The following is a 26,567-nucleotide window of genomic DNA, read 5'->3' as shown; positions in this document are numbered from 1 at the left end:
CACCGATGCAAGTACCGTTTTACTACCAGCGTTGATGCCCGTCAATCAATCCTGGAAAAGTGTGTCCCTGAGCCACAGTGTTCTGGCTGACTGTAACGCTGGCCACAGTTCACGACACACTTGATGCGCATCAAATGGCCGATTCAATGATGTTTTAGCATCATGTCTCCACGCATGCCTGCGGATGTCCATCGCATCCAGCTGCATGTCTCACATCAATAATCGTAAGGGGAACTTAATGAAGAAAGCAATTATCGCCATGGCGATTGCAAGCGCCTGCCTGGCTAGCGCCGCCGCAAACGCGGACACCTATGCCCGCGCCTACAACGAGGTCACCAACCTGGTCATCAGCTCCAGCAACGGTATCGGCACCGGCCTGTCGGTCAACAGTTCCTTCGCCACCGCATGCATGCCCAACGGCACATGCGTATCGAATGGCGGCGCCGGCGTGACCGACAGCGCACCAGCCCAGCTGGGTTGGTCCGGTTATGTCAACAACAGCTATGCCAGCAATGCGGCGTCCAGCACTTCCTTTGTAGTGGCCGATGCCTCCATCGACCAGTTGCAATTGAATGGCGCGCCATTCACCCGCGCCCGCAACTTCGCCGAAGGCAAACTGATCGGCAACGGCACGGCCAACGCGGTCGCCGGCAACTCCTCCGCCACGCTGCTGACCACCAAAATCGTCGCCGGCGCAGGCGACAAGCTCAGCTTCAAGTTCGACGCCAACCCCTTTATCCAGGCCTACCTGACCAGCAATGCGATCGCGCCGTCGCAAGCGCAAGGCTCGATCGGCCTGAACTTCAATCTGATCGACAATTCCGGCAAAATCGTCTTCAACTGGGCACCGGACGGTATTGCCGGCGGCATCCAGGGCGGCAACGAAACCGCGGACGCCTATACGCTCAACACCTCGTTGACCGCGTTGAACGGCAACCCGGGTCCGCTTACCTTCGCACCGACCAGCTGCGCAATCGGCGGTGGCGGCTGCTTCAGCGCCACCACCAACGCGCTGGCCGCCGGCGTCTACACGCTGAACCTGGCGATGCATGAAAACGTTGCGCTGCAATCCGCCGTGCCGGAAGCCGATACCTATGCCATGCTGCTGGCCGGCCTTGGCGTCATGGGCATCGTCGCCCGCCGTCGTCAGCGTCCGCATGCCCGCTAATCGCTGATCGCCAGACCGAACCCACGTTCGCTCTATCCCCATGCGCCATGCCGCCGTAAGGTGGCATGGCGTTTTTTTATCGTGCCGGCAGCGTCGGGTAATCGCTGACGCGCAGCTCGAAACCGCGCGCGGTCGACACCAGGTGGGCCATGCCGCCATACGGCAGCGTTGCCCGCTCCCGAACGTGGCCGAAAGGCAGCCCGGTCAACACCGGCATCGGCAGTCGCTCGCGCAGATAGGCCAGCATGGCCTCGAAATCGTAGCCGTTGTCGAAGGCGCTCAGCTTGTACCCGGAGAAATCGCCCAGCACCAGCGCCCGCTGGCCTTCCAGTGCGCCGGCATACAGCAGTTGCAACACCATGCGCTCGACGCGGTAAGGATGCTCGCTGATGTCCTCCAGGAACAGGATGCCGTTCGCCTGCGCCGAGAAATACGGCGTGCCCAGCAGGCTGACCATCATCGCCAGATTGCCGCCCCACAGCTTGCCGCTGACGTCGACCAGCGGATTGTCCGAGCCGCCGTCCGCCACCGTGCCGTGCACCGTGTGGACCGGCCCGCGCAGGCAATCCCAGAATTGCCGCATCGTGTAATCAACCGGCGTCTCGCGAATAAAATCGTCGCACATCATCGGGCCGCCAAAGCTGACGCGGCCGGTCTGCTTCATCAGCGCCATCTGGAACGCCGTGAAGTCGCTGTAGCCGACGAACAGCTTGCCGCTGTCGGCCATCGCCCGGAAGTCTATGCTCGGCAGCAGGCGGCTGATGCCGTAGGCGCCGCGCAGCGCGATCACCACCTGCACCTCGGGATCGGCGGCGGCCGCGTTCAGCTGCGCCAGACGGCCGGCATCGGTGCCAGCGAAGCGCTGGAATTTTTTATCGTCGTCGTAATAGTTGTGGACCAGATGGCCTTGCTGACGCAGGCGCTCGATGCCGTTTTGCAGTGCTGCATGGTCGGGCGCGTAGCCGCCCGTGGCCGCAATCGCGATGCCGATAGTGGATGTGCTCAAAGTGTCTCTGTCAATGATGGGTGCCGCTGCCCGCGCGGTGCGGCGTCGGCGGAGAAATGTCCGGCAATATATTACCGCGCAGATGGTGCTCAAGCAAGGCGAGCAGCCGTTCGATCAATTGCGGCGGCAAATCGTGACCCATGCCCTCGATCACGTGCAGCCTGGCGTTGGGGATGGCGGCCGCCGTGTCGGCGCCGCATGCCAGCGGCACCAGCGGATCGGCGGCGCCGTGGATCACCAGCGCCGGACAGCTGATCTTGCGCAGCAAAGGCGTGCGGTCGCCGGACGCGACGATCGCCACCATCTGCCGCGCCATGCCGGCCGGATAGACGCTGCGATCGAGCGCCCGTTCGATGTTGTCGCGCAGCTGGCGCTCCGGCGTCGGAAACGATGGGCTGCCGATGACGCGATACACCTGCACCATGCTGTCGATCACCTCGCGCCGGTTGTGCGCACTGGCGGGCGCGCGCATCAAGGCATTGCGTGCGGCCGGCGTCGGCCCCGGCAGCCCGCGCCGCCCGCTGCTCGACATGATGGAGCTCAGGCTCAGCGTGCGGTGCTTGAAGCGCGCCGCGAAGATCTGGGCGATCATGCCGCCCATCGACACGCCGACCACGTGCGCGCCGCCGATGCCCAGCGCATCGAGCAGGCCCAGCGCGTCGTCGGCCATGTCGTTCAGCGTGTAGGCGGCCGCCTGCTTCCAGCCCACCAGCGATTTCAGGTAGGCCAGCACCAGATTGGGTTGCTTGAGATGGGAGAATTTGCTCGACAGGCCGATATCGCGGTTGTCGTAGCGGATCACGTAGTAGCCCTGCTCGACCAGACCATCGACCAGGTCCTGCGGCCAGGCGACCAGCTGCATGCCCAGGCCCATGATCAGCAGCACGGCAGGATCGCGCGGATTGCCGCTGGCCTCGTACGCGATCGTTATTCCGTTTGCGGGTGCTGTAGCCAAAACGACCTCCCTTGATGGTGCCGGTGCCAGTAGCTTCAGCATACCATTTTTACCGGGCAGGGGAAAAGCGCCGCTAGTCTGAGGTGTTACGCTTGGCCGCGGCTGCGGCGGCGCGGCGGGCGGCAAAGAAGGATTTGAGCATGGCGCCGCACTCCTCGGCCAACACGCCGCCGGCGATGTCGGTGTGGTGATTGAGCTGCTCCTGCTCGAACAGATTCAGTACCGAGCCGCAGGCGCCGGTCTTGGGGTCGGTGGCGCCGTACACCACCTTGGCCAGGCGCGCATGCATCATCGCACCCGAGCACATCACGCACGGCTCCAGCGTCACGTACAGCTCGCAGCCCGGCAGGCGGTAATTGCCCAGCGCCTCGGCCGCCGCCCGCAGCGCGACGATTTCCGCGTGCGCGGTCGGGTCATGCCTGCCGATCGGCTGGTTGTAGCCGCGCGCGATCACCACGCCGTCCTTGACGACCACGGCGCCCACCGGCACCTCGCCCAGGTCCCATGCATGCTGGGCCTGTTCAAGGGCCTGCCGCATAAAGTCCTGCTCAGGCATCGGTGATTTCTGCCCAGCAGTTAGGGGTTTCGTGCAGCACAAGCTTGTGCAGGTGCAGGCCGGTGCCGTAGCGGTCCTTGTAGGCCGCCTTGAGGATCGCGAAGGCCACGTGGGCCAGGTTTTCCACGGTCGGGATACGGTCGATCACCACGGTCTTGTGGCCCGGCAGCGTGGCCAGGAAGTCGCGCACCGCGGCATCCTTCTCATAGACGATGAAGGCGTGGTCCCATACGTCGACCAGGTGCTCCTTGGCCAGCGCCTTGATGTCGGAGAAGTCCATGATCATGCCGTTGTCGGAATTGCCTTCGGCCGTGATGATGTTGCCGGTCAGCGTGATTTCCAGCGTGTAGCGGTGGCCATGCAGGTTGCGGCACTGGCTCTTGTGGTCGGGGATGCGGTGGCCGGCGTCGAATTCCAGCTTGCGGGTAATGGTCAGCATGATTAGGGTATCTGTAAAAGTTTATGGGTTTGCAAGCTCAGCTTCCATTTCGGATGGCGCTTGCAGGTTTCGATCGCCAGTTTGATATTGAACGCGGCCAGCGGGCCATCCATCGCCTGGACAAAGAAATTGTCGAAGTCCAGTTGCTCGTAGGCGCTCAGGTCCTGGCCGGCCTGCGGGATCACCACCTTGATTTCGCTGCCCTTGGTCACCACCAGCTTCGAGCCCATCTTCGGGCTGACGCAGATCCAGTCCACGCCCTCGGGCACCGGCAGCGTGCCGTTGGTTTCAATCGCGATCGTAAAGCCGACCGCGTGCATCGCGGCGATCAGCGCGGTATCGAGCTGCAACAGCGGTTCGCCGCCGGTGAACACCACGTATTTGCTGGCGGTGTAGGTCTCCGGCCACAGCGCGTTGATGGTGGCGGCCAGCGCTTCCGGCGTGGTGAACTTGCCGCCGCCCTCGCCGTCGGTGCCGACAAAATCGGTATCGCAGAACTGGCAGACGGCGCTGGCGCGGTCGCTCTCGCGCCCGGTCCACAGATTGCAGCCGGAAAAACGGCAGAACACGGCGGGACGCCCGGCGTGGGCGCCCTCACCTTGCAGCGTGTAAAAAATCTCTTTGATGCTGTACGTCACGGCAGTTCCCAATAGGACAACCCTCAATTATATCTTACGCTACACTTTCCGGTCCATGCCGGCAGAGGTTGACATTTCACAATGCTACCGTACAGCAACTACGATATGTTGGGCTGGTGAACGCTTACCGGGGAAAACCAACTATGCGCTACGCTCCACCGCTCCTGGAAATCGATATCATTGTCGCAGTCGCCGTCATCCTTGCCGGCATCGGAATGCTGTTGCTGTGGCGGCAGCGGCGCCTGCGCAGCGCCCTGCTCCTGCTGGAGAGCAGGCTGGGCGAGGAACGCGGCCGCCGCGAGCTGGCCGAGCAGGCGCTGGACGACACCCGCCTGCAAGTGACGCGCCTCAGCGCCAGCCAGCAGTCGCTGCGGGACGCCGAGCGCCGCCGCATCGCCCGCGACCTGCACGACGACATGGGCCAGCACCTGCTGGCCATGTCCTTCGACATCGCCGACCTGGCGCAGCGCCACAACAGCCTGGCCCAGCCGCTGGCCCAGGTCGAGGCCAGGCTGCGGGCCGCCACCCGCTCCATGCGCACCATTGTCCGCGATTTGCTGCCGGAGCAGCTGGAAAGCGGCCTGCAAGGCGCGGTCCAGCAACAGGTGGAGCAATTTTCGCGGCTCAGCGGCATTCCCTGCCGGCTGGAGGCCGAGCCGGCCGCCTTCAACATTCCCAACGACGAGCGGATGGACGCCGTGGTGTTCCGCATCCTGCAGGAATCGCTGAGCAATATTGCACGCCACGCCCAGGCATCCGAAGTATGCATCGGCCTGTGCCGCGTGGCTGGCGGCCTGAGCCTGACGGTGCGCGACAACGGCGTCGGCCTGCCCGACCCGCCGGCGCGGCGCGGCTGCGGCCTGCGCGGCATCGCCCAGCGTGTGGCCGAGGCCGGCGGCCGTTTCGACATCTCGAGCCAGCCCGGCCAGGGCACGGCGCTGACCATGTCTTTCCCGCTCCAATAAACAAACCGATAACGGGGATCATCCATGCCGACTCAAAAAATCCAGCACCTGATGGAGTACTCGCAAGCCGACATGCAACATGGTTTCGCGCTGAAGCTGATGGAATTGCTGGTCATCCCGACCTTCGTGATCGACATCCACGGCAAGGTCATCATCTGGAACCGGGCCTGCGAACGCCTCACCGGGGTCGACGCCTGGGAAGTGCTGGGCACCAGCGACCATTGGAAAAGCTTTTATCACGAACAGCGCCCGACGCTGGCCGACCTGGTGATCCAGGGACGGGACGGCGACGTCCAGACCCTGTACCACCAGCACGCCCGGCGCGCCGACAACGACAGCGGCCTGCGCGCGGAGAACTGGTGCGACATGCCGCGCGTGGGCCGGCGGCGTTACCTGGCGGCCGATGCCAGCCCCATCCTGGACGCCGACGGCAAGCTGGTGGCGGTGGCCGAAACCCTGCGCGACGTCACCGACGAGAAGCGCGCCCAGGTGGCGCTGGAGCAGCTGGCCACGCGCGACGGCCTGACCGGCCTGGCCAACCGCCGCTGCTTCGACGACACCCTGCGCGCCGAGTGGCAGCGCGCGCTGCGCCAGCAGCAGCCGCTGTCGCTGTTGATGGTCGACGTCGACAACTTCAAGCAGTACAACGACGCCTACGGCCACCTGGGCGGTGACGAGTGCCTGCAGAGAATCGCCTGCGCGGTATCGAGCGAAATGCGCGCCAACGACCTGGTGGCGCGCTATGGCGGCGAGGAGTTCGCGGTGATCCTGCCCAACCAGTCGCTGAAGGGCGCGGCCATCGTGGCCGAGCGCATCCGCTGCCGGGTCGAGCAGCTGCACCTGCCCAACCTGGGCAGCGCGCAACATGTGGTGACGGTGAGCATAGGGGCGGCCACCGCGCTGGCGGCGCCCGGCACCGACCCCAGCCAGCTGGTGGCCACGGCCGACTCGGCGCTGTACCGCGCCAAGCACATGGGCCGCAACCGCATCAGCCTGCCGGAACAGCCCTAGGCGGTCAGGGTGTATTCGAAGCCGTTGACGATGGATCCGACCACATGGGCGACATTCTCCAGCGATTCGGAGATGTCCGCCAGCACGGCCGCCCGCGACGCAGCGCCGATGGCGATGTTGTGCACGTAGAATTGCGCGCCGCCCGCGTCCGGCTCCCGGCCCAGCACATTGCGGTACACCTGGTTGACGAAGTCCGTATCGGTCAAATTGGCGCCGTAGGTGTGGATGAATTCGTCGCTGACTATAAAGTAGTCCGCCACCTGGGTCAGGGTGTAGCCGACATCGAGCGCCTTGACCCAGAAGCCCAGCCCGCCGACGTCCGGCGCCCGGTGGAACGCCGCCTGGTACAGGCGATATGCCTCGCCGCCCACCTGGTAGCGGCCGACGTCCAGCGCGATCGCGTTGCCGCTGTCAAAATACAGCCGCTCGACACCTGTCAAGGTATCGACCCCGCCGGAACCGGCGTTGGCAGTCACGGTAAAGTCGCTGCCGCTGGCGCTGATCGTGTAATCGCCATGCGCCCCGCCGTAACGCACGGTATCGAAGCCCGCGCCGGCGTTGATGAGATCGCTGCCGGGGCCGGCGACCAGCGTGTCGTTCGCGGCGGAGCCACTCAAGATCTGCCCTACGCCGGTCAAGTCGATCGTGCGATCGCTGAACCGCAACGTTTCGACGCCGCTCAGATGGTCCGTGCCGTCGCCGGCCACGACCAGGTCGGCCAGGCTCCCCGACAGCGCGTAGTGGGCATAGGCGCCGGAAAACACCACCGTGTCCGATCCGCCGTTGCCGGCGATCGTATCGCTGCCGGCGCCTTCGTAGATGACATCCGCGCCAGCCCCGCCGGTGATCGTGTTGCCGCTGTTGTTGGCGTAAATCGTCGAACCGCCGGAGCCGGCGACGGCGCCCTCGATCGTCACGTTGTAGGCGATCGAAATATTTTCAAAGCCCGGCGCGGTCGAGCTGAAACTGCCCGCGTTGAGGTTGATGGTCACCGCACCGGTGCAGCCGGAGAAATCGAACGTATCGTTGCCGCCCGCATCCCAGATACATTGCATCGGCGAACTGCGGACAAAACTATAATTATCATTGCCCGTGTGATAGCTCATGTTGGCGCCATACAGGTACTGCATCGCCTGGATATCGTACAGCGCCGGCGTGATGCCGTATTTATGGCTCAAGTCATAGCCGGGGCCGGTGTTATACGACATCTGGCTATATTCCAGGTTATCCGTCGCCGCCGGCAGGAAGGGACCGTCGATATCGCCACCGGTGGAATTGTAGTTGCCCGGATGCTTCAAGCCCAAGGTATGGCCCAGCTCGTGGATCAGCACCGACGGACCATAGCTGCCGGGCGTGAACACGGTATTCACGCCATCGGCGTTGTTGGTGAACAGATAAGTCGGATCCGCGCCGTTCGGCAAATACGCATAGCCGCTGCTCTGGCTTCCCTGATTGTTGGTCGCCAGCTGGATATCGCCGCCCGTAATCACCTCGCTGAACCTGATATTGGCCACAGCCGCCCAGCTGGCCAGCGCCGTGCGCGCGGCCTGCTGCTGAGAGAATGACATCGGTGCGAAACCGTTGACGTCGTCGGCACTGCCGTCGCTCGGCGCCACACTCATGAAGCTGTAGCTCAACGAGACGGCGGTGCCAGGGTTGCTGGCCCAGCTGCTGTAGACCAGCGCGTCGATCGAATTATTACCTGTCGTGAAGAAAGTCATGATGTGGCCAACGCGGTTGAATGCAATTGCACCATAGTATCATCAGCGTCCACCTAGGCAAAAGGATTCGGCACGGTTTCACCTGGCGGCGGCGGCAGTTTGGCGGGCAGTTGTTGCGCCTCCAGCCGCGCCACCACCGCGCCCAGCAGCGCGTGCAGGGCGCGGGCATCGGCCAGTCCGGCCTGGTCGGCTGTCAGGTCGACGTCGCCGCTGAGGGTGATGCGATCCAGCCGGTTCTCGATCATCAGCCGGCCGATGTTCAGTACGTCTGATTCGTTGGCATAGGGGACAAATTTGCTCATGACTGGCTCCGGGACTTACGTGGTTTGACCTTCGGCAGGCGCAACATCGCCTCTTTCTGGGACGCCGGCAGCGACGGCAGCAGGTTGATGCCCACCCGCGCCTCCAGCTGCGCCACGCTCAGTGTTTCATATTCGGCATCGGCACGGTTTTCAATGAAGAACGCGGCCCCCGCGCGCTGGCGCGGGCTGTACACCAGCTTGTACAAATGCGTGGGCACCAGCACGTTGCCTGCCTTTTGCAGATTGCCGCCGATGAAGGCCGGTCCCGTGATCACGTACAAATCGCCCTCCTTCCGCGCCAGCTTGCGCACCGCGCCCTCGATGCCGGCCCAGATATGGCGGTTATTATCCGCGTCCTGCGGCACCATGTTCGCCAGGGTGAAGCTTTCGTGCTGAGTCTCGCGGTCCGGCATATCGCCATTTGGCGCCATGTGGCCGCGGTCGTAGCCGCTGCGGGCGTAGTCCGTCAGCTCGGCGCGCTGGCCGGCCGGCAGCTGCGGCTCGGTGTGGAAGGAGTTCTCGCGCGACAGGTTCTTGGCCGCTTCGACATTGTCGGCGGTCAGATGCTCGGCCGACCACAGCGGCGTACGGGTGATCCCGGAATACATGACGCCGAACACGCCATAGCACAGCTCGGTAGTGGCGGCGGTCATCTTGACGTTGTGGATTTCCGGCAGGCGGCCATCGACATAGTGCGCCGGACAGTTGCCGGCCCAGGCCGGGCTGGCGCCCAGCAGTCCGCAGGCGAGCGCCGCCGCGGCGACGGTTCGTTGAATCAGATACATATTTTCTTCGGATAAATTGACGTGGCGGCATTCTAGCGGAGCTCGGCCGCCTGCAACAAGCGCGCGGCAACCGTGCGCAGCTCGTCGCGCAAGGCCGGCGGCTCCAGCACCGTGAAGCCGAACGGCGCCGCCGCCAGCTGCCGCGCCAGCCAGCCCAGCTCATCGGACTGGTTGTGCAGCAAGATGCCGTCGGGCGTCTGCTCAAACAGCCCGATGGTGTCGATGAAAGCGCGCCGCGCGGCATCCAGGTCGGTGTCCAGCAAGATCCTGGCGGTGAACTTGCGCGGCAGCGAAGCCACCGAGCGCCGCAGGTGCTCCAGCGCGTCGAAGCCGGCCGGCGGCTGGAACTGGCCGCGCGCCGGCGCCACCCGCAGCACGCGGTCGAGGCGGAAGGTGCGGATATCGCCGCGCAAATAACAGTGGCCGAGGGCATACCAGAAGCCGCCGTAATACACCAGGCCGTAGGTATCCACATCCCGTTCAGTGTCGACGCCGCCGGCACGGTAGTGCAGATGCACGCGCCGGCGCGCCTTGGCGGCCAGGCTGAGCGCGCTCAGCGCCGCATTGTCCGGCGGCGCCCCGCCCTGCTGGACGATGGAACGCAGGTCCAAGCGCACCGTCTCGTCGATGGCGTCCACGCGCTGACGCAAGCCGTCCGGCATGATGCGGCCCAGCTTGGCCTGGGCGCTGGCCACCGCCGGCGCCGCCTCTGCCAGCCCCAAGCCACGCGCCGCCAGCAAGCCCAGCGACAGGGCCAGCGCCTCGTCGTCGGTGAACATCATCGGCGGCAGCTTAAAGCCAGGCATCAGCGCATAGCCGCCGTAGCGACCGCGCTCGGCCGTGATCGGTATGCCGATCTGCTCCAGCATGACGATGTAGCGGCGCAAAGTGCGGCCGTCGACGCCAAGCCGGCTGGCCAGGTCGGCGCCGCTCATGCGGCCATGGGTCTGCAGCAGTTCCAGCACTGCCAGCACGCGGGTGGTTGGATGGTACATGCCGTAAAGATAGCAGATTTATAGGGCCAAATCCGTCCTATTTAATCGCTAAGCTTGCGCAAACACACCAACAAAGGAGCAAAACATGAGTCAAACCGCCAACCTCGGGCTGTATTTTGTCGTGGTATTCGGCGTGATCGCCCTGCCCGGCCTGGACATGGCCTTCGTCATGGGCAGCTCGATGCTGGGCGGGCGCCGCTCCGGCATGGCGGCGGTGGGCGGCATCATCGCCGGCGGCTTCTGCCACCTGTGCATGGGCGCGCTGGGCGTGGCGGTGGTGCTGCAATACTGGCCGCCGCTGTTTCGGATCATGCTGCTGGCCGGCGCGGTCTACATCGCCTGGATGGGCTACAGCCTGCTGCGCAGCGACAGCATCTTCCACCCGACACCGGGCGCCGAGGTGATGGCCGACGCCGTCATCTTCCGCCGCGCGCTGACCACCAGCCTGCTCAACCCCAAGGCCTACATCTTCATGCTGGCGATCTTCCCGCAATTCCTCAAGCCGGGCCAGGGGCCGCTGTGGGTGCAATCGGGCGTACTGGGCGGCATCACCGCGCTGACCCAGCTAGGCGTCTACGGCGCGCTGGCCTACGCCGCCAGCGGCGCCAGCGGCTGGTTCGCCAGCCATCCGGCGGCCGCCACGGTTGCCGCCCGCATCATGGGCGCGCTGCTGATACTGACCGCCGTGCTCAGCGCCAGCCAGGCCTGGGCCTGAAAGCGGCATGACTTCAAACGGTGCCAGCCGGGCCAGGTGGACTGAAAAAACCGCTGCGGCCCGCTTCCGGTGCCGCAGCAGTCATGCGCTACTCAGGGACGTACTGCTCAGTTGGTGTAGATCACGCCGCGGCCGGCGCCGCTGAAGTAAATGCGGCCATCGGTGTTCCAGTCGCCCGCGATCGCGCCGATGCCGCCGTACTGGTGGGCGTCATCGTTGAAACGCGACCAGGTCGCACCGCCGTCGTCGGAGCGGTAGATGCCCCACACGCCACTCCTGGTGCCGACGACGTAGACCGCGGCCGAGTACGACGAGCCTGTCGCCGCCTTGCCAAGCGCGATCTTGCTGGCCCCCTGTAGCGTATCCGTCGAGCCGCTGGCGGCGACCGTCGCGAAGCCGGACACGTTGGTCCAGTTCGCGCCGCCATTGGTCGAGTGGTACACGGTGTTGCCGTCGGCTACCCACAGGTCGCCCGAGGCATTGGGGTTGCCCACCATCGTCGTGATCCCGAACAGATTTTTGGCGAAGTTCGCCGTGACCGAACCCTGGACCAGCGTGAACGAATGGCCGCTGTCGGTCGAGAGATAGACCTTGCCCGTCGTGTTCATCCACGGCGCGCCGCCCCCATCGAAGGCGTAGACCTTGTTCGGACTCTGGCGGTCGACCACCAGACGATAGGCGTTAGAGATGCCGTTGTTATTGGGCACGGACAGGCCGCTGACCTGGGTCCAGCTCGCACCATTGTTCGTGGTGTAGGACGGGATCGTGTTGGCGGGCGCCCAGACGACGTTGTTGCGCGACGTCGTCACGATGCTCATCGTGGCGTCGGTATGGGCACCGTTGGGCAAGGTCGCGAAGTTCGACCACGTGGCGCCGCTGTCGCCGGACCAGGAGCCGTAGGGGACGTCGGGGTTGGCGGCGTAGCCGGCAGCGACGATGTACGACGAATCGGACCACAACACGTCGGCGGCGAGGCCATTGCCAAATGCGCTCGTCGGCGTCCTGGTTGGTGTCGCCGCGAGGTCGGTCTGGACCCAGGTGTTGATGTCGCCCGCGCTGTTGACGAACTTGTACGACGCGCCGGCCGGCGGCGTGGCGAGCGACAGGGTGACGGTTTCCTCCAGGTTGTTGACCGGGAAGTCCCAGCTCGGCGTGGCCGACGACGCGTTCCAGGTTTCCCAGACGCCGCCGCCGGTGACGTGCATGATGTGATCCTTGTTGCCCGGATCGATCTCGATGTCGTCCACCCAGCCCCGGTAGCCGCCGCCCCAATGCGTCATGCCGTCCGCGATTTCGCGCCAGGTGGCGCCGCCGTTGTCGGACAACTGGACGGCCTGCTGGCCGTTGTTCCATGAGGTCACGGTCAGCGCGATGCGGGCCGTCGAGCCGTTGCCATAGACGGACACGCCGCCGTAGGCGCCCTGATTGGTGCTGGCGAGCTGGGTCCAGGTCTCGCCGTTGGTCACGCCGCCGAACCGGTAGAGGACGCCGGGACCGGAGCCGCCCGGACTGGCGGTCCCGCTGAATGCCACGTAGTAGTTGCCGTCGGTGGTGCGCACCATGTGCGGGACGTAGTAGCCGGAGACGTTGGACGGCACCGACACCGGCGTCCACGAGTAGCCGCCGTTGGTGGACTTGTACATGGTCGAGCTCAGGCCCGCCTTTTGCACGTAGTCCGGCGCGACGGTGGCATACAGGATCCAGGTCGTGCCGCCGCCGCCCACGTTCGAATTGTCGAACATGATCTGCTCGACGCCCACCGAACCACCCATCGCATTGATCTCGGTGCCGGTCAGTACCTTGCTCGCCAAACTGGTCTGGGTCCAGGTCTGGCCCGAATCCGTGCTCTTCCACAGGCCGGCCGTGCGCGAGGCGTAGAACATGATCGACGGATTGGTGGGGTCGACTTTCAGGCGTTCGCCGGTGGAGCGGCCTTTCTCGTTGCCGCCCACCGGGAATGGCAGGTCGTAGTGCGTCCAGGTGGCGCCGCGGTCGCTGGATGCATAGATGCGTCCGTTGTACAGGGCGCTGCCGTCCCAGCTGGTCGTGGCGATGCCCGTGGTCAAGTACACCTTATTGTCGTTGGTTGGATCCAAGGCGAGGCTTTCGACGCCGTGGAATCGACCTTCGCCCCCGCCGAAGCCGAGGCCGTCGGTGATAGGCGTCCACGAACCGTTCGAATTATTCCAGCGGTAGGCGCCGCCGACGTCGGTGCGCGCGTACATGACGCTCGAGTTGACCGGATGGTAGATCAGACCGGGGACGTAGCCGCCGCCGCCCCACTTCGCGCTGGTCCAGCTGGTGGCCGCCGCGCCGGCGAGGGCAGTGCTGGTGATCGCGCCAGCGAGGGTGCGGGCCGGCGCGGCTGCGGTGGTTCCGCTATCGCCACCGCAGCCGGCCAGCAAGGTGGCCAGCAAGGCCGGTATGATCAAGTTGTTGTTTTGCCTCATGATTGTGTCTCCTCCATTTATAGATTGTCAACGAACGACCTTGGAGCATCTTCGAGCGAAGAGATACGGCACGCGCCGCCGGGGAGTCCGGTAGACACGCTCCCGGTAGAAAATGTCTTGGGGTCCATTTTTTATATTTCGCACTGCTCGGGCAGTGTGCGGAGAAGGGACTGCCTACCGCAATATTAAAAATCATCAAATGGCTGAATAAAATTTCACAATTCAAGATGTCATAAAACTATCATTCAGCAATCATGCGATCCCAGCGAGTGAATATTTAGTTGCGAGAAATTAAAGGGATATTTCTTCTGCGCCTACGTGCTCTCGTGGCTTGCGTAGACATCTGGCTATGTTGGACGCATAACAAAAAAGGGCTGGAACCATGACGGTTCCAGCCCTTCCAAACATCCGCCCTACCAGAGGCTTAGTTTCATTTCAATTGCGACAACTCTGCTTGCTATTTTACATCGATTTGCCATAAATAGGTGAAAGTTGTCAAGACGCCTTCTTGCGGCGCGCGGCCCGCGTGGTATTGGCGCGCCGGTGTCCGGTGCCGCCGCGCGGCGCCGGCTTGCTGTCCTTGGTCTCACCGGCCTCGGCCCGCTGCTTGTTGACGATGCGGGCCGCCACCTCCTCCTCGCGGCCCGGATAGCGGCCTTCCTTCTCGAATTTATGTTCCAGTTCCTTGTATTCGCGCTCGCGCTTGGGACTCGCTCCTTTGGGCATGATGGACTCCTTTACTCTGGTCTGCATAACCATGCTACCGAAAGCGCAACATTGTCGTCGCACGGCAGCCAAATATTGCTAAAAGTTATAGATTCGCACGACCGTTCGCTGATACACTTTCCGTTCCCCGGAGCAAATACCGGTTCTTACAAACATAAAAAAGACGAGACATGAACATTGCCGACATAAAGATAGGGCCCCGCCTGACAATTGCATTTTCACTCACAACATTGATGATGGCCGTGGTGGTCGCGGTGGGCATCCTGGGCCTGCGCGCCACCAGCGTGGAACACGCTACCGGCAACGCCCAGCGGATCGCCGCCTTCTACAGCGAGCTGATGATCGCCCTCGGCGTGGCCGGCGGCGTGATGAGCCTGTTTACCGCCTGGCTCATCACACGCGGCATCGTCGGCCCGATCCGTCACGCGGTGCGGGTGGCCCGCACCGTGGCCAGCGGCGACCTCAGCTCCAATATCGAAGTGCGCTCGCGCGACGAGATCGGCCAGTTGTCGGCCGCGCTGAAAGAAATGAACGCCAGCCTGATCGGCATCGTTTCCGAAGTGCGCGGCGGCACCGAAGCCATCGGCACGGCGTCGGCAGAAATCGCCGCCGGCAATATGGACCTGTCCGAGCGCACCGAACGCCAGGCCGGTTCGCTGGAGGAGACCGCGTCTTCGATGGAGGAGCTCACCTCCACCGTCAAGCAGAACGCCGCCAACGCCCACCAGGCCAACCAGCTGGCGGTGTCGGCGTCGGCCGTCGCCGGCCAGGGCGGCGCGGTGGTGGCGCAGGTGGTCGACACCATGGCCTCGATCAACGCCTCCGCGCGCAAGATCGTCGACATCATCGCCGTCATCGACGGCATCGCCTTCCAGACCAACATCCTGGCGCTGAACGCCGCCGTGGAAGCGGCGCGCGCCGGCGAACAGGGACGAGGCTTCGCCGTGGTCGCGAACGAGGTGCGCAATCTGGCGCAGCGCTCCGCCGCCGCCGCCCGCGAAATCAAGGGCCTGATCGGCGACTCGGTCGACCAGGTCGATGCCGGCGCGCGGCTGGTCGACCAGGCCGGCGTGACGATGACCGAGATCGTCGCCAGCGTGCGCCGCGTCACCGACATCATGAGCGACATCGCCGCCGCCAGCCAGGAGCAGCTGTCCGGCATTGAACACATCAACGGCGCCATCGTCGAAATGGACCAGACCACGCAGCAGAACGCCGCCTTGGTGGAGCAGGCCTCGGCCGCCGCCACCACCATGCGCGACCAGGCGGCGCATCTGCAAGCGGCGGTGGGCGTGTTCAAGATCAGCGGCGACGGCCCGCGCAAAAGCGCCGTCGTCAAGCCGATCAAATCGGCGCGGCGCGCCAGCATCGATCCGTCGGAACACTTCGCCGAACTGAAAACGCCGCCGCGCCGCTCCTCGTCGGGCGGTTAAGGGACGTCAATCCCGCGCAGGCGGGAATCCACACCCCGCGTGCCCATAGTCTCAGCATGGACCGCGACGGCGGACCGTCCCGCCTGCGCGGGAACGACAGTTTGCTAGTTTTTCGAAGCGCCCTTAAGTAGCGGCAGGCGCCGCGATCAGCAACTCGATTTCGGCCAGCAGCTGCGGCATGGTGTCGACCACGCGCCAGGCGCCGGGGAAGTCATGCCCGCGCGTCAGCTCATTGCGCAGGATGATGCAGCGGATGCCGGCCGCCGTCGCCGCCTGCAGGCCGCGCGGCGAGTCCTCCACCACCAGGCACTCGCCGGCCTGCACGCCCAGCCGCTCAAGCCCCAGCAGATAAGGCTCCGGCGACGGCTTGCTGGTCGCATAGGACTCTTCCGTCAACACGAATTCAAAATGCGGCAGCAAATCCAGGCGGTGATGGATGATCTCGAAGTGCTCGCGGTTGGCGCTGGTGACCACGCCCATGCGCAGGCGCGGCGACAGGCTGGCCAGCACGGCGCCGACGCCGTCGATGGCAGGTATCCGTTCGGAAGCCAGCGTGGCGGCGTAGCGGCGATTGCGCTCGCTGCGCCAGGCATCCATCCCTGCCTGGTCCATTTGCGGATCGAGCAGATGCCACGCGCCACAGTTGTCGGCCAGGTACCAGTCGAAGAAGTGCTGTTCGCTCAGCTCCAGCCCCAATGGCCGGAACAGCTCCCGGTTCGCCTCGTAAAACAGGCGTTCGGTATCCACCAACACGCCATCGTTATCCCACAAAATCGCCTGCAGCATCGTCACTGTCCCGTGTAAATCGTCACAGCGCGCATTGTACCCGCTGGCCTTGCGGGGCCGGGTATGTAATACTCCGTCCAACATACTTAGAACAGAGCAAGATGGCCGTTTTAGCACTGCTGCCTCGCAGCCTTAAATTCCGCATGACGGTGGTGGTCGTCATGCTGGTGCTGGCTGCGACCGTCATCGTCACCTGGGTAGCGCTGGTGCTGGCCGAACGCGATATGAAAAGCGTGATCGGCGACCAGCAATACACCCTGCTTTCCTCCGCGGCCGCCCAGCTGGATGCCCAGATCGCCGCGAAAAGAACCCTGTTGGCCAGCCTGGTCGACGACATGCCGCCCGACGCCGGCCAGGACCCCGAGCGCATGAGCGCCTTCGTCGCCCGCCATCCGGCCATACGCAGGGAATTCCTCAACCTGCATATCTTCAACCAGAACGGCGTCCTGATACACACCAATGGCGAAGGCGCCGCCGTGCTGGCGCTGGATGCGCGGGCGCACGCCTACATGCAAAAGGTGCTGGCCGGCGGCCGTGCGGTGGTATCGCCGCCGTTCAAGAGCATCTTGTCCGGCAAGCCCGCCATCATGTTCATCCAGCCGGTGCTGAACAAGCAGGGCAAGGCAGTGATGCTGCTGGGCGCCACCATCGATCTGATCCACTCCGACTTCCTGGCGCAGATCGCCGCGCAAAAGCCCGGCAAGACAGGCTATGTGTTCATCATGACCACCGGCGGCATCCTGGTGCACCACCCTAATCCCAAGCGGCTGCTGGAACACATCAATGCGCGGCCGGGCTACAACCGCGCCACCGAAATGGCACTGCAGGGTTTCGAAGGATGGACCGAAGCGGCCAACAAGGACGGCAGCGACGGCATCTACTCGTACAAGCACCTGTCCTCGACCAACTGGATCATCGGCGCCCGCTTCCCGGTCGACGAGGCCTTCGCGCCCATGATCGAAATGCGCCGCCACGCGATGCTGGCGGCCGGCGCCTTCGCCGCGTTGGCCGGCCTGATGGCGTGGCTGGCGATCCAGGTCCTGCTCAAGCCCCTGGGCCGGCTGCGCAGCAACATCAACGACATCCGCAGCGGCGAGGCCGGCATCAGCGTGCTGCAACGGCGCCGCCGCGACGAGATCGGCGAATTGAGCGGCGCCTTCCACGAACTGATGGCGGAGCGCGAACAGGCGCAGGAGGCGATACGCGCCAGCGAATCCCTGATCGCCGCCAGCGAAAAGCGCCTGCGCATGATCGCCGACAGCCTCCCCGCCATCGTCGCGTATATCGACCGGGATTACCGCTACCACTTCACCAACGAATACTTCCGCACCATGCTGGGCCTCGATCCGCAGGCGATGATAGGCAGGACCATGTCCGAGGTGCTGGGCAAGGATTTCGTCGCCTCCATCGCGCCATACCACGAGGCGGCCCTGCGCGGCGACCGTGTGCACTACGAACGCGAGGGCCGCAAGGACGGTCTGCCGCAACAGGTCATGGGCGACCTGATACCGGACATCGCGGCCGACGGCAGCGTCGTCGGCGTCTACGTCATGGCGGTCGACATCACCGAGCGCAAGAACGCCGAGCTGCGCCAGGCCGCCAGCGAAAAACGCCTGAAACTGTTGACCGACAATCTGCCTGTGCTGATCTGCTACCTGGACCAGAAGCGCCGCTTCCAGTTCGTCAACGCCACCTTCTTCCAGTGGTTCGGCGTGGACCCGGGCCGGCTGATCGGCCGCCACCTGGTCGATGGCATAGGCCGCGATCACTACGAGCACGCGGAGCCGCATCTGGCGCTGGCCTATCACGGCCAGAACGTCACCTACGAACTGAAGGCGCAGATCGACGGCAGCCTGCACACGCTGGAGACCACCTTCGTGCCGGAGCTCGCGGCCGACGGCACGGTGATCGGCATCTACTCGCTGACGCACGACACCACGCGCATGAAGGAAATCGAAGAGCGCCTGACGCAACTGGCGCGCATCGACACGCTGACCGGCATCGCCAATCGCCTGATGTTCGAAGAGATCCTGCAACTGGCGCTGGTGCGGTCCCGGCGCAACCGCCGGCCGCTGGCGCTGGCCTACCTGGACATCGACAACTTCAAGACCATCAACGACACGCTGGGCCACGGCGCCGGCGACGCCGTGCTGAAGGAATTCGCCTCGCGGCTGGTGGGCAATGTGCGCGCCTCGGATACGGTGGCGCGGCTGGCCGGCGACGAGTTCGTGATCGTGCTGGAACAGGTGGACGGCCCCGGCGAATGCGCGCGGCTGGCGGCCAAGATCATCGAATCGGTGCGGCGGCCGTTCGAGATCGCCGGCAAGCCTATGCAAATCACCACCAGCATCGGCATCGCGCTGCACCAACACGACACGGAAACCGCGGCCGAACTGGTGGCCCGCGCCGACGGCGCGCTGTACGCGGCCAAACGCGATGGCCGCGACGGTTACGCGCTCGCCGATTAGGCGATATCAGGCAGGGATGCCGCTCGCCTGCGGATTCGGCAGCGGCTCGGACACCTTGAACAGCAGGTTGCGATCGACGTGGTGGAACGGTTCGTCCTGGCCGCGTATCATCATCACGGTGTCTTCCTCGTAGCCCCAGCTGCCGTCATCGTTGATGGTGACCTTGATGCGGTACTCGACGGTCTTGAAGCCATATTCCAGGAAGGGATTGGAACGGATGCCGTAGGTATCGGACTCCAGCCGCGCCACCAGTTCAAACTCCTTCGCGTCCGGCGCCACCACGGCCGAGGCCATGGCGATCTGGCCGCGCGGGATGCCCAGCGTCTGGATCACGGTGCTGGTGGCGGGTTCCCACAGCCAGTAGCCAACCTGCTCGTGATAGGTCTTGGCCTGGCCAGGCTTGTTAATGATGATCAGGTAGCGCAAGCCGTAGAACAGCTGCGGACCATTGGTGACCGGATCGATAGGCTGCAACTCGATGCGCTCGACGTAGGCCTGCTTGCGCGGACCATCCGCTTTCGGTTTGATATCGAGGCCGCGCTCGCCCTTCCAGATGCCCGCCATCGGCGCCAGCGGACCAAGGTTGTCCAGGGTGTTGATGTCGATCGGGGTTGGCTCGGTGTAGATATCTTTGGAAAACTCGCTCATGCAAAATCCTGGGTGGTTGGTGATAGTCGCTATTGTAAGGTGATCTCGATACGGTTGCGTCCTTCGACATAACGATAGGCCACCGCGCTGCCCAACTGCCGTATCAGCAGCAGCCCCACTCCGCCCACCGCCAGCTCCTCGACAGGGCGGGCCGGATCGGGCGGCTGTGGCCCCTCGGTGAGCGGATTGAAGGCCGGCGCGTCATCCTCGTACACCAGGCGCCCGCCATCCACGCCGACCCACACCGAATGCGAGCTGTCGCCGCCGTGGCCGTGCAGGATGCTGTTACGCAGCAGCTCCTCCAATATGAGTTCCGCGCGCGCGACCATGCCCGGCCCAAGGCCAGCCTGTTGCAGCGCCATCGCGGCAAACGACATCGCACCGGAGACCGCGTCCAGCCGCGCCGGAAACCGCAAGAGGTGCGCAATACCGGTTTCTTTTCTGTCCATTCGAGCATATTATCGGAATGCTCATCTCAGGAGAAGAATCATGCAAAACTTAAAAGCCGCCGTTGCGACCCTTGCCACAGCGGCCGCCCTGCTCGCCATAGGCGCCGCCAGCGCCGCCGAACAGCCGGCCGGCATGATCAAGACCACCAAGGGTGCCGCCGCCATAGAGCACGCCGGCAAACAGACCCCTGCGGCGGCCGGCGCCGCGCTGATGGCCAGCGACCGCGTGGTCACCGGCGCCGACGGCAGCGTAGGTATCACGCTGCGCGACGAGACGCTGTTGGCGGTGGGCCCGAACAGCAACGTGTGGCTGGAAAAATACGCTTTCGATCCGACCTCGCACGACGGCGTGCTGAATGCCACCGTCAAGCGCGGCACGCTGGGCGTCATCTCCGGCAAGCTATCCAAGCAATCGCCGGGCGCGGTGCAGTTCCGCACCCCGACTTCCATCCTGGGAGTGCGCGGCACCGAATTCGTTATCGACGTCAAAGATGGAGAGTAAAGCATGGCTATGCTGATCTGGATCGCCTGCCTGCTGGCCGCCGTGTCGCAGCAACGTACCCCGACCGAACAAATCACACTGCTCCCCAGCCAGGACGGCAAGGCCAGCGCGGTGATCATCACCACCGCCGGTGTCGACACGGTGCTCGACCAGCCCTACCAGACCGCCTCCATTGACAGCAAGGGCGCCATAGTCAGCGCCGGCAACAGCGCAGACATCGGCAAGCGCTACGCCTCCACGCTGAGCGCGATGCCGCAACGGGCGGCGGTATTCACCTTGTACTTCATCACCGACACCGACGCGCTGGTGCCGGAATCGGCGGCGCGGCTGGCGGACATCAAGGCGCAGCTGGCGTCGCGCCCCGCTCCCGAGATCATCGTCATCGGCCATACAGACACCGTCGCCAAGCAGGATTACAACGACCAGCTGTCGCTGCGGCGCGCGGCCACCGTCAAGCGCCTGCTGGTGGAAGTGGGCATCGACGCCGACCGCATCACCGTGCAGGGACGCGGCGAGCGTGAGCTGCTGGTGCCTACCGCCGACGGCGTGGACGAGCCGCGCAACCGCCGCGTCGAAATCCGCGTGCGCTGATCAGGCCACTCCGTCCCAGCGCAGCACCAGCAAGGTCAGGTCGTCCGAAGGTTCGGCCTGTCCCACGTGCAGGCGCACATCGTCACGCACCGCCCGCACTACTGCGGCGGGCGTGGCAGCCTCGGTGGCCGGCAGTGCGGCCAGCAAGCGGTCCAGCCGTTCATTGCCGTACAAGTCCCCTGCTTCGTTCATCGCCTCGTTGATGCCGTCGGTGGTCAGGCACAGGCATTCGCCGGCTTGCAGCTGGTAGCGCTGCACCGGATATTCGAAATCGTCCAACACGCACAGCGGCGGGCCGTCGGCCGCTTGCAGGTGCTCGACGCGGCCATCCACGGTCAGCCGGCGCGGCGCGTCATGACCGGCGTTGCAGAGGAAAACCTGGCCGCTCGACGCATCCAATATGCCGGCCACGCTGGTCACGAACAGCATCTCCGGATTCTCGCGGGTCAGCTCGCGGTTGGCGCCGTTCATGATGGCCGCCATCTCCGACGGTCCGCGCAGCGCGATGCTCTTGGAGAGTGCCTTCGCCACCACCATGAACAGGCTGGCCGGCAAGCCCTTGCCCGACACATCGCCGACCATGAAGAACACACGGTCGCGGTCCAGCATGAAGAAATCATACAGGTCGCCACCCACTTCGCGCGCGGGCTCCAGCAAGGCCTCCAGCGAGAAGCGCCGCTCGCCGGGGAAGGACAGCGCGGCCAGCGGCAGCGTCGCCATCTGGATGCGCCGCGCCGCCCCCAACTCACCGGCGGTTTTGGCGGCGGCGACACGCGCCACCTGCAAGGCGCGTTCGCTGTGCTTGCGGTCGCGCACCGCCGCCGCCAGCATGCTGGTCAACAGGCTTAGTCCGATCAGGACCACGGCACACGCCACGCTGGTCGCATCGAACAGCAAGCCGGCCCGCGCAAACAGCAAGACGCCAACGCCGTACGTGGCCAGCACCAGCGCGCCGCCGAACGGCACGGCCAGCAGCAGGCGCAACTTGGGCAGCTGCCACACCAGCAGCAGGCTGCACGCGCCGAACGTCGCCACCTCGGCCCAGCGCATCCATTCGGGGCGGCGCAGGAAGGCGCCATCGAAGAAGCTCTCTATCATCTGCGCATGCGTATCCACGCCGGGCATGAAGTCGCCGCGCGCATTGGTCTTGTAGTCGGTCAGGCCCAAGCCGGTCATGGCGACGATGACGATCTTGTTCTGCAGCGCGCCGTCGGCCAGGCGGCCGCGCATCACATCCAGCGCCGAGATGTAGCGGTCCATCGCAGGCTCGGAGTAGTTGACCCACACCGTACCATCGGGCGCGGTCGGAACGCGCAGGTCGCCGACTGACACGCTGTGGACGCCGTCGGCGTCAGCCTCGACCTCCAGCGCGGAACTGCCGGTGGCCACGCGCAGCAATTCCATCGACAGCGCCGGCACCAGGGTCTCACCGATTGCGCCGACCAGCGGCGCGCGCCGCACGATGCCTTTTTCCAGATGCACCGACAACAGGCCCTGTCCCCGGGAAGCCGCCTGCAACAAGGGCAAGCTGGACATCGCCTGCGGGAAGCGCATCACCGGCAGCGACGACGCCGCCGCCTTCACATGCACCGGCCACACGCGCAGCGCATCGCTGGTGCCGGCCTCGGGATGCTCGAAACCGGCCGCGCCCAGCACTATCGGCGCACGCCGCATGGCCGCCGCCAGCACATCGTCGTACGCGGGCAGCGCCGCCAGGCTGTCGCGCAACGCACCGGCCGGCAGCCGGGCAGCCAGCGCCTCGGGCGAAGTGGTATCCGGCTCCGGCATCAGGATATCGAGGCCGATGGCCAATGGCTGCTGGGCGTTGATCCGTCCTATCAACTCGGTCAGGCGGGTGCGCGGCCAAGGCCACTGACCGAACTCCTTGAGCGAGGACTCGTCGATGGCGATAATCTGGACCGGCCCCGATGCGCGCTGGCGCGGAAAGTGGACCTGGTAGGCGTTGAACAAGGCAAGCCGCAGTTGCGGCAGCAGGCCGTCGCCGCCGGCGGCCAGCGCCACGGCCAGCAGGCAGGCCAGCACCAGCGCCAGCGGCCTGCCCTGGCCTGCGCGCACGCCGCCCAGGGCCTGGGTTCGCAAACGGAGCAGCATGCCGCGCTTACAGTTCGATTTCCATGCCGTCGTAGGCGGAGACGATTTCCAGCGGCGCCTCGCCGGTGATCTCGGCGTAGCGCCGCGTCTCGGCCAGCACACGGGCGATCTGCGCGTCGTCGTAGATGGGTTCGTGGTGGAACAGGCAAAGCTGGTGCACCCCGGCCAGCTGGCATAGCTCGACGCCGACCACGTTGCTGGAGTGGCCCCAGTCGGCCTTCACCGATATCGAATCGGCCAGCGAATACATGGCGTCGAAGATCACCAGGTCGGCGTCGCGGAAGAAGTCGACGAAGGCCACGCGTTCGGCGGCGTTATCCAGCTTGTGCTCGGAGTCGGTGCTGTAGATCATGACCTTGCCGCCCTGCTCCAGGCGGTAGCCGTAGGAGTCGCCCGCATGTAGCTGCAGCTTGGCGGTCACGGTCAGGTCGTGCAGGCGCAGCGGAACCCCAGGCTCCATCTGCACAAACTCGATGGTCGCGCCCAGCTGGTGGAAGCCGACCGGGAAGCTGATCGGCTCCTGCTGGCGGCGGAAGGCCGTCTCCAGCTCCGCATGGCAGCCGTAGATGATGATACGGTTGCCGGGTATGTAGGCCGGCGTGAAAAACGGGAAGCCCATGATGTGATCCCAGTGGAGATGGGACATGAACACATGGTAGGTCTGCGGCTTGGCCGGGCCGTAGCGCGCCAGCTTGGCGCCGGCCAGGGCGCGCACGCCGGAGCCCAGGTCGAGGATGATATGTTCGTGCGTGGTGTCCGGGTTCCACACCTCGACCTCGACGCAGCTGGAATTGCCGCCGTAGGTGCCGCGCACATCGAAGCCCAGGTCGTTGTCGATATACGACGCCACCTTCTCCGGCGTATCGAGGTTGCGGCCGATGGCGCCTTCCAGCGCCGTCACCAGCTTGGAGCGGATCTGCTTGTGGTTCAGCGCCACCGGCAGCGAGCCGCGCGCGCCCCAGATGCGGGCTTTCATGAGGCGCCGCCCACGGCTGCCAGCGCGCCGGCGCGGTCCGGGAAGATCTCGAACAGCATGTCGAAGCGGCTGATGGTGAACACCTCCAGCACCAGCGGCTGCAACGCGGCCAGCACCATGCGTCCGCCCTGCGCCTTGACCTGCTTGATCGCCAACATCAGCGCCCGCAGGCCTATGCTGCTGATGTAATTGACGTTGCTGAAATCGAGCACCAGCCCGGCGCCGTCCCTGGTGCAGTCGCGCAGGTGCGGGTCGAGTGCGAGCTTGAAAGCGTCGGCGTGGGTATGATCGATGCGGCCGGCGGGGCTGAGCACCACCGTGCTGCCGGCTTGCTGCGGTTGAAGTTCCATATGGGTGCCCTGTGCGCTGTGCGGCTAAAGATGGCGTTTTGTCCTGATTTTTTCCATTTTTACATCTTTCTGTGCAATAAGCAATTCCGAGGAGAATCGCCTGCGCATGATATTCTTCCGACCTCGACGCAATCAGGGAGAACGCACATGTCGCCGCTCGACAAATTTTTCAAGCTCACTGAGCATGGCAGCAACGTCCGGACCGAAGTAGTCGCGGGCGTGACCACCTTCCTGACGATGGCCTACATCATCTTCGTCAACCCCGCCATCCTGGGCGACGCCGGCGTGCCGAAGGACGCCGTGTTCGTCGCCACCTGCCTGGCGGCCGCGCTGGGCACCGTCATCATGGGCCTGTACGCCAACTACCCGATCGGCATGGCGCCGGGCATGGGCCTGAACGCCTACTTCGCCTACGCCGTGGTGCTGGGCATGGGCGTGCCCTGGCAATCGGCGCTGGGCGCGGTGTTCATCTCGGGCTGCCTGTTCATTTTGGTGAGCGTGTTCAAGGTGCGGGAATGGATCGTCAACGGCATACCGCATTCGCTGCGGGTGGCCATCACCGTAGGCCTGGGTCTGTTCCTGGCGCTGATCGCCATGAAGGGCGCCGGCCTGGTGGTCGCCAGCCCCGAGACACTGGTGCGCGTGGGCGACATGCACAAGCCGCAGACCATCATGGCCGTCTTCGGCTTCCTGCTGATCGTCACGCTGGACCGGCTGCGGGTGCCGGGTGCGCTGTTGATTGGCATCGTGGCCGTGACGGTGATGAGCTTTTTCTTCGGCGGGAACACCTTTCACGGCTTCATGTCGCTGCCGCCGTCGCTGGCGCCCACGTTGTTCAAATTCGACTTGAAAGGCGCAGCCTCGATAGGATTGTTCAACGTGGTGCTGGTGTTCTTCCTGGTTGAACTGTTCGACGCCACCGGCACGCTGATGGGCGTGGCCAGCCGTGGCGGCCTGCTGGTCGACGGCAAGATGAAGCGCCTGAACAAGGCGCTGCTGGCCGACAGCTGCGCCATCGTGGCCGGCTCCATGCTCGGCACCTCCAGCACCACGGCCTATCTGGAAAGCGCGGCCGGCGTGCAGGCCGGCGGACGCACCGGCCTGACGGCGCTGGTGGTGGCGCTGATGTTCCTGGCGGCGCTGTTCTTCGCGCCCATCGCCGGCGTGGTGCCGGCCTACGCCACCGCGCCGGCGCTGCTGTTCGTCGCTTGCCTGATGCTGCGCGACCTGGTCGAGGTCGACTGGAGCGACACCACCGAGAGCGTGCCGGCCGCCATCACTGCGCTGGTGATCCCGTTCACCTACTCCATCGCCCACGGCATCGCGTTCGGCTTCATCACCTATGCCGGCCTGAAACTGCTGACCGGCCAAGCGCGTCAGGTCAAGCCGGTGGTGTGGGTGATCGCCGCGCTGTTCCTGTTCAAGTACGCCTACCTGAAGGCCTGAGCGCGGCCAGCCATCGCCCGCTCCGGGGATGCCACCAGCGTCGGCATCTCCCGCACCGCCAGGACGCCGACCACGTTGTTGAGCCGCATGCGGCATAGCGTCAGCGGGTCCTCGTCCTGCGCCGCCAGCCGCAGCTGCACGTCCACGCCCTGCGGATGCGTGGTCGTGCGCAGGCTGCGCAACTCCAGTCCCAACCGGCGCACAATCGCCAACACCGCTTCCAGCGTGGCGATGGGATCGTCCGGCTCGATACAAAATCGGTAGCTTTTTTGTGTGGTATTCATGCAACCAGAATATCCGGGAGCCGGCAAAATAGGCTCCTTTGTTTTGCTCGATATACGGCCTAACAAAGGAGATTATCCCGTCCCATGTAA

The 26,567-nt window shown here is 64.8% G+C and carries 26 protein-coding genes and 1 pseudogene; 9 read left to right on the top strand and 18 right to left on the bottom strand.

Going from position 1 to position 26,567, the window contains the following annotated elements; genetic code table 11:
- Positions 1-238: 238 nt before the first annotated feature.
- Entirely contained in the window at positions 239-1,168 is a 930-nt protein-coding gene (locus ACEN9O_RS23735; RefSeq protein ID WP_495614262.1) for an EDSAP-1 family PEP-CTERM protein, read from the top strand.
- Between the two features lie 76 nt (positions 1,169-1,244).
- On the opposite strand, the gene ldcA is transcribed toward ACEN9O_RS23735, so the two are convergent.
- The 5 genes from ldcA to queE all read right to left on the bottom strand — a co-directional run bounded on the left by ldcA (position 1,245) and on the right by queE (position 4,762).
- Positions 1,245-2,174: a muramoyltetrapeptide carboxypeptidase gene (gene ldcA / locus ACEN9O_RS23730; protein WP_495614261.1), complete on the bottom strand. Its 930-nt coding sequence runs from the start codon at positions 2,172-2,174 to the stop codon at positions 1,245-1,247.
- Between the two features lie 10 nt (positions 2,175-2,184).
- Positions 2,185-3,129: an alpha/beta fold hydrolase gene (locus tag ACEN9O_RS23725; protein WP_495614260.1), complete on the bottom strand. Its 945-nt coding sequence runs from the start codon at positions 3,127-3,129 to the stop codon at positions 2,185-2,187.
- A 73-nt stretch (positions 3,130-3,202) separates the two neighbouring features.
- Positions 3,203-3,685 carry a tRNA adenosine(34) deaminase TadA gene (gene tadA, locus ACEN9O_RS23720; protein ID WP_495614259.1) on the bottom strand — a complete coding sequence of 161 codons (483 nt, stop codon included), beginning with the start codon at positions 3,683-3,685 and terminating at the stop codon, positions 3,203-3,205.
- Positions 3,678-4,124: a 6-carboxytetrahydropterin synthase QueD gene (gene queD / locus ACEN9O_RS23715; protein WP_028819556.1), complete on the bottom strand. Its 447-nt coding sequence runs from the start codon at positions 4,122-4,124 to the stop codon at positions 3,678-3,680. The genes tadA and queD overlap by 8 nt, the downstream gene beginning before the upstream one ends.
- 2 nt (positions 4,125-4,126) lie before the next feature.
- The gene (queE, locus tag ACEN9O_RS23710) at positions 4,127-4,762 is read right to left on the bottom strand and encodes a 7-carboxy-7-deazaguanine synthase (RefSeq protein ID WP_495614258.1); all 636 of its coding nucleotides are present in this window, start codon (positions 4,760-4,762) and stop codon (positions 4,127-4,129) included.
- 143 nt (positions 4,763-4,905) lie between these two features.
- On the opposite strand from queE, the gene ACEN9O_RS23705 reads away from it, so the two are divergent.
- Together ACEN9O_RS23705 and ACEN9O_RS23700 are read left to right on the top strand one after the other, a co-directional pair.
- On the top strand, positions 4,906-5,727 hold the full coding sequence (locus ACEN9O_RS23705) for a sensor histidine kinase (RefSeq protein ID WP_495614257.1): 822 nt from the start codon (positions 4,906-4,908) through the stop codon (positions 5,725-5,727).
- Positions 5,728-5,751: 24 nt separating this feature from the next.
- A complete protein-coding gene (locus tag ACEN9O_RS23700) occupies positions 5,752-6,738 on the top strand; it encodes a sensor domain-containing diguanylate cyclase (RefSeq protein WP_495614256.1) in 987 nt (328 codons plus the stop codon).
- On the opposite strand, the gene ACEN9O_RS23695 is transcribed toward ACEN9O_RS23700, so the two are convergent.
- From ACEN9O_RS23695 to ACEN9O_RS23680, 4 genes are read right to left on the bottom strand one after another with little or no spacing between them, the layout of a single operon-like run.
- Complete coding sequence (locus tag ACEN9O_RS23695) at positions 6,735-8,459, bottom strand: DUF4214 domain-containing protein (protein WP_495614255.1); 1,725 nt, start codon at positions 8,457-8,459, stop codon at positions 6,735-6,737. The genes ACEN9O_RS23700 and ACEN9O_RS23695 overlap by 4 nt on opposite strands.
- A 53-nt stretch (positions 8,460-8,512) precedes the next feature.
- Positions 8,513-8,761: a hypothetical protein gene (locus tag ACEN9O_RS23690; protein ID WP_495614254.1), complete on the bottom strand. Its 249-nt coding sequence runs from the start codon at positions 8,759-8,761 to the stop codon at positions 8,513-8,515.
- Entirely contained in the window at positions 8,758-9,546 is a 789-nt protein-coding gene (locus ACEN9O_RS23685) for a DNA/RNA non-specific endonuclease (protein ID WP_495614253.1), read from the bottom strand. The genes ACEN9O_RS23690 and ACEN9O_RS23685 overlap by 4 nt, the downstream gene beginning before the upstream one ends.
- 32 nt (positions 9,547-9,578) lie before the next feature.
- The gene (locus ACEN9O_RS23680; RefSeq protein WP_495614252.1) at positions 9,579-10,541 is read right to left on the bottom strand and encodes a helix-turn-helix transcriptional regulator; all 963 of its coding nucleotides are present in this window, start codon (positions 10,539-10,541) and stop codon (positions 9,579-9,581) included.
- A gap of 85 nt (positions 10,542-10,626) precedes the next feature.
- Between ACEN9O_RS23680 and ACEN9O_RS23675 the strand changes: the two genes are divergently transcribed.
- Positions 10,627-11,256, top strand: a complete 630-nt coding sequence (locus ACEN9O_RS23675) for a LysE family translocator (protein WP_495614251.1) — start codon at positions 10,627-10,629, stop codon at positions 11,254-11,256.
- Positions 11,257-11,363: 107 nt separating this feature from the next.
- Here the strand turns inward: ACEN9O_RS23675 and ACEN9O_RS23670 are convergent, their stop codons facing one another.
- Positions 11,364-13,706 carry a WD40/YVTN/BNR-like repeat-containing protein gene (locus tag ACEN9O_RS23670; protein WP_495614250.1) on the bottom strand — a complete coding sequence of 781 codons (2,343 nt, stop codon included), beginning with the start codon at positions 13,704-13,706 and terminating at the stop codon, positions 11,364-11,366.
- A 495-nt stretch (positions 13,707-14,201) separates the two neighbouring features.
- Positions 14,202-14,432 carry a hypothetical protein gene (locus tag ACEN9O_RS23665; RefSeq protein WP_495614249.1) on the bottom strand — a complete coding sequence of 77 codons (231 nt, stop codon included), beginning with the start codon at positions 14,430-14,432 and terminating at the stop codon, positions 14,202-14,204.
- A gap of 377 nt (positions 14,433-14,809) precedes the next feature.
- Between ACEN9O_RS23665 and ACEN9O_RS23660 the strand changes: the two are divergent.
- Positions 14,810-15,865 (top strand): annotated as a pseudogene (locus tag ACEN9O_RS23660) (methyl-accepting chemotaxis protein); the annotation flags it as partial.
- A 123-nt stretch (positions 15,866-15,988) separates the two neighbouring features.
- Here the strand turns inward: ACEN9O_RS23660 and ACEN9O_RS23655 are convergent.
- Positions 15,989-16,651, bottom strand: a complete 663-nt coding sequence (locus ACEN9O_RS23655) for an HAD family hydrolase (RefSeq protein ID WP_495614248.1) — start codon at positions 16,649-16,651, stop codon at positions 15,989-15,991.
- 101 nt (positions 16,652-16,752) lie between these two features.
- On the opposite strand from ACEN9O_RS23655, the gene ACEN9O_RS23650 reads away from it, so the two are divergent.
- A complete protein-coding gene (locus tag ACEN9O_RS23650; protein ID WP_495614247.1) occupies positions 16,753-19,119 on the top strand; it encodes a diguanylate cyclase domain-containing protein in 2,367 nt (788 codons plus the stop codon).
- 6 nt (positions 19,120-19,125) lie between these two features.
- Here ACEN9O_RS23650 and ACEN9O_RS23645 read toward each other — a convergent pair whose 3' ends face one another.
- Together ACEN9O_RS23645 and ACEN9O_RS23640 are read right to left on the bottom strand one after the other, a co-directional pair.
- Positions 19,126-19,767, bottom strand: a complete 642-nt coding sequence (locus tag ACEN9O_RS23645) for an FABP family protein (RefSeq protein ID WP_495614246.1) — start codon at positions 19,765-19,767, stop codon at positions 19,126-19,128.
- A gap of 29 nt (positions 19,768-19,796) precedes the next feature.
- Positions 19,797-20,216: an ATP-binding protein gene (locus ACEN9O_RS23640; protein WP_495614245.1), complete on the bottom strand. Its 420-nt coding sequence runs from the start codon at positions 20,214-20,216 to the stop codon at positions 19,797-19,799.
- 40 nt (positions 20,217-20,256) lie between these two features.
- Between ACEN9O_RS23640 and ACEN9O_RS23635 the strand changes: the two genes are divergently transcribed.
- Both ACEN9O_RS23635 and ACEN9O_RS23630 read left to right on the top strand, forming a co-directional pair.
- The gene (locus ACEN9O_RS23635; protein WP_495614244.1) at positions 20,257-20,718 is read left to right on the top strand and encodes a FecR family protein; all 462 of its coding nucleotides are present in this window, start codon (positions 20,257-20,259) and stop codon (positions 20,716-20,718) included.
- 3 nt (positions 20,719-20,721) lie between these two features.
- A complete protein-coding gene (locus tag ACEN9O_RS23630; RefSeq protein ID WP_495614243.1) occupies positions 20,722-21,309 on the top strand; it encodes an OmpA family protein in 588 nt (195 codons plus the stop codon).
- Here the strand turns inward: ACEN9O_RS23630 and ACEN9O_RS23625 are convergent, their stop codons facing one another.
- Genes ACEN9O_RS23625 through ACEN9O_RS23615 form a run of 3 tightly spaced genes read right to left on the bottom strand, consistent with a single transcriptional unit; the run spans position 21,310 to position 24,747 of the window.
- Entirely contained in the window at positions 21,310-23,421 is a 2,112-nt protein-coding gene (locus tag ACEN9O_RS23625; RefSeq protein ID WP_495614242.1) for a CHASE2 domain-containing protein, read from the bottom strand.
- A 7-nt stretch (positions 23,422-23,428) separates the two neighbouring features.
- The gene (locus ACEN9O_RS23620) at positions 23,429-24,397 is read right to left on the bottom strand and encodes an MBL fold metallo-hydrolase (RefSeq protein ID WP_495614241.1); all 969 of its coding nucleotides are present in this window, start codon (positions 24,395-24,397) and stop codon (positions 23,429-23,431) included.
- Positions 24,394-24,747: an STAS domain-containing protein gene (locus ACEN9O_RS23615; protein ID WP_495614240.1), complete on the bottom strand. Its 354-nt coding sequence runs from the start codon at positions 24,745-24,747 to the stop codon at positions 24,394-24,396. The genes ACEN9O_RS23620 and ACEN9O_RS23615 overlap by 4 nt, the downstream gene beginning before the upstream one ends.
- Before the next feature lie 147 nt (positions 24,748-24,894).
- On the opposite strand from ACEN9O_RS23615, the gene ACEN9O_RS23610 reads away from it, so the two are divergent.
- On the top strand, positions 24,895-26,193 hold the full coding sequence (locus ACEN9O_RS23610; protein WP_495614239.1) for an NCS2 family permease: 1,299 nt from the start codon (positions 24,895-24,897) through the stop codon (positions 26,191-26,193).
- Here ACEN9O_RS23610 and ACEN9O_RS23605 read toward each other — a convergent pair.
- Complete coding sequence (locus ACEN9O_RS23605) at positions 26,178-26,477, bottom strand: hypothetical protein (protein ID WP_495614238.1); 300 nt, start codon at positions 26,475-26,477, stop codon at positions 26,178-26,180. The two genes, ACEN9O_RS23610 and ACEN9O_RS23605, sit on opposite strands and share 16 nt — an antisense overlap.
- Positions 26,478-26,567: the final 90 nt, after the last annotated feature.

It is taken from the genome of Duganella sp. Dugasp78, from assembly GCF_059491455.1.
The sequence above is the reverse complement of the archived record's forward strand: the minus strand, read 5'-3'. Positions and strand labels throughout refer to the sequence as shown.

Coding starts and splice junctions, on each gene's coding strand:
- ACEN9O_RS23735 (WP_495614262.1), top strand. CDS start 239: ATGAAGAAAGCAATTATCGCCATGGCGATTGCAAGCGCCTGCCTGGCT.
- tadA (WP_495614259.1), bottom strand. CDS start 3,685: ATGCCTGAGCAGGACTTTATGCGGCAGGCCCTTGAACAGGCCCAGCAT.
- queD (WP_028819556.1), bottom strand. CDS start 4,124: ATGCTGACCATTACCCGCAAGCTGGAATTCGACGCCGGCCACCGCATC.
- ACEN9O_RS23705 (WP_495614257.1), top strand. CDS start 4,906: ATGCGCTACGCTCCACCGCTCCTGGAAATCGATATCATTGTCGCAGTC.
- ACEN9O_RS23700 (WP_495614256.1), top strand. CDS start 5,752: ATGCCGACTCAAAAAATCCAGCACCTGATGGAGTACTCGCAAGCCGAC.
- ACEN9O_RS23695 (WP_495614255.1), bottom strand. CDS start 8,459: ATGACTTTCTTCACGACAGGTAATAATTCGATCGACGCGCTGGTCTAC.
- ACEN9O_RS23690 (WP_495614254.1), bottom strand. CDS start 8,761: ATGAGCAAATTTGTCCCCTATGCCAACGAATCAGACGTACTGAACATC.
- ACEN9O_RS23685 (WP_495614253.1), bottom strand. CDS start 9,546: ATGTATCTGATTCAACGAACCGTCGCCGCGGCGGCGCTCGCCTGCGGA.
- ACEN9O_RS23680 (WP_495614252.1), bottom strand. CDS start 10,541: ATGTACCATCCAACCACCCGCGTGCTGGCAGTGCTGGAACTGCTGCAG.
- ACEN9O_RS23675 (WP_495614251.1), top strand. CDS start 10,627: ATGAGTCAAACCGCCAACCTCGGGCTGTATTTTGTCGTGGTATTCGGC.
- ACEN9O_RS23670 (WP_495614250.1), bottom strand. CDS start 13,706: ATGAGGCAAAACAACAACTTGATCATACCGGCCTTGCTGGCCACCTTG.
- ACEN9O_RS23665 (WP_495614249.1), bottom strand. CDS start 14,432: ATGCCCAAAGGAGCGAGTCCCAAGCGCGAGCGCGAATACAAGGAACTG.
- ACEN9O_RS23655 (WP_495614248.1), bottom strand. CDS start 16,651: ATGCTGCAGGCGATTTTGTGGGATAACGATGGCGTGTTGGTGGATACC.
- ACEN9O_RS23650 (WP_495614247.1), top strand. CDS start 16,753: ATGGCCGTTTTAGCACTGCTGCCTCGCAGCCTTAAATTCCGCATGACG.
- ACEN9O_RS23645 (WP_495614246.1), bottom strand. CDS start 19,767: ATGAGCGAGTTTTCCAAAGATATCTACACCGAGCCAACCCCGATCGAC.
- ACEN9O_RS23640 (WP_495614245.1), bottom strand. CDS start 20,216: ATGGACAGAAAAGAAACCGGTATTGCGCACCTCTTGCGGTTTCCGGCG.
- ACEN9O_RS23635 (WP_495614244.1), top strand. CDS start 20,257: ATGCAAAACTTAAAAGCCGCCGTTGCGACCCTTGCCACAGCGGCCGCC.
- ACEN9O_RS23630 (WP_495614243.1), top strand. CDS start 20,722: ATGGCTATGCTGATCTGGATCGCCTGCCTGCTGGCCGCCGTGTCGCAG.
- ACEN9O_RS23625 (WP_495614242.1), bottom strand. CDS start 23,421: ATGCTGCTCCGTTTGCGAACCCAGGCCCTGGGCGGCGTGCGCGCAGGC.
- ACEN9O_RS23620 (WP_495614241.1), bottom strand. CDS start 24,397: ATGAAAGCCCGCATCTGGGGCGCGCGCGGCTCGCTGCCGGTGGCGCTG.
- ACEN9O_RS23615 (WP_495614240.1), bottom strand. CDS start 24,747: ATGGAACTTCAACCGCAGCAAGCCGGCAGCACGGTGGTGCTCAGCCCC.
- ACEN9O_RS23610 (WP_495614239.1), top strand. CDS start 24,895: ATGTCGCCGCTCGACAAATTTTTCAAGCTCACTGAGCATGGCAGCAAC.
- ACEN9O_RS23605 (WP_495614238.1), bottom strand. CDS start 26,477: ATGAATACCACACAAAAAAGCTACCGATTTTGTATCGAGCCGGACGAT.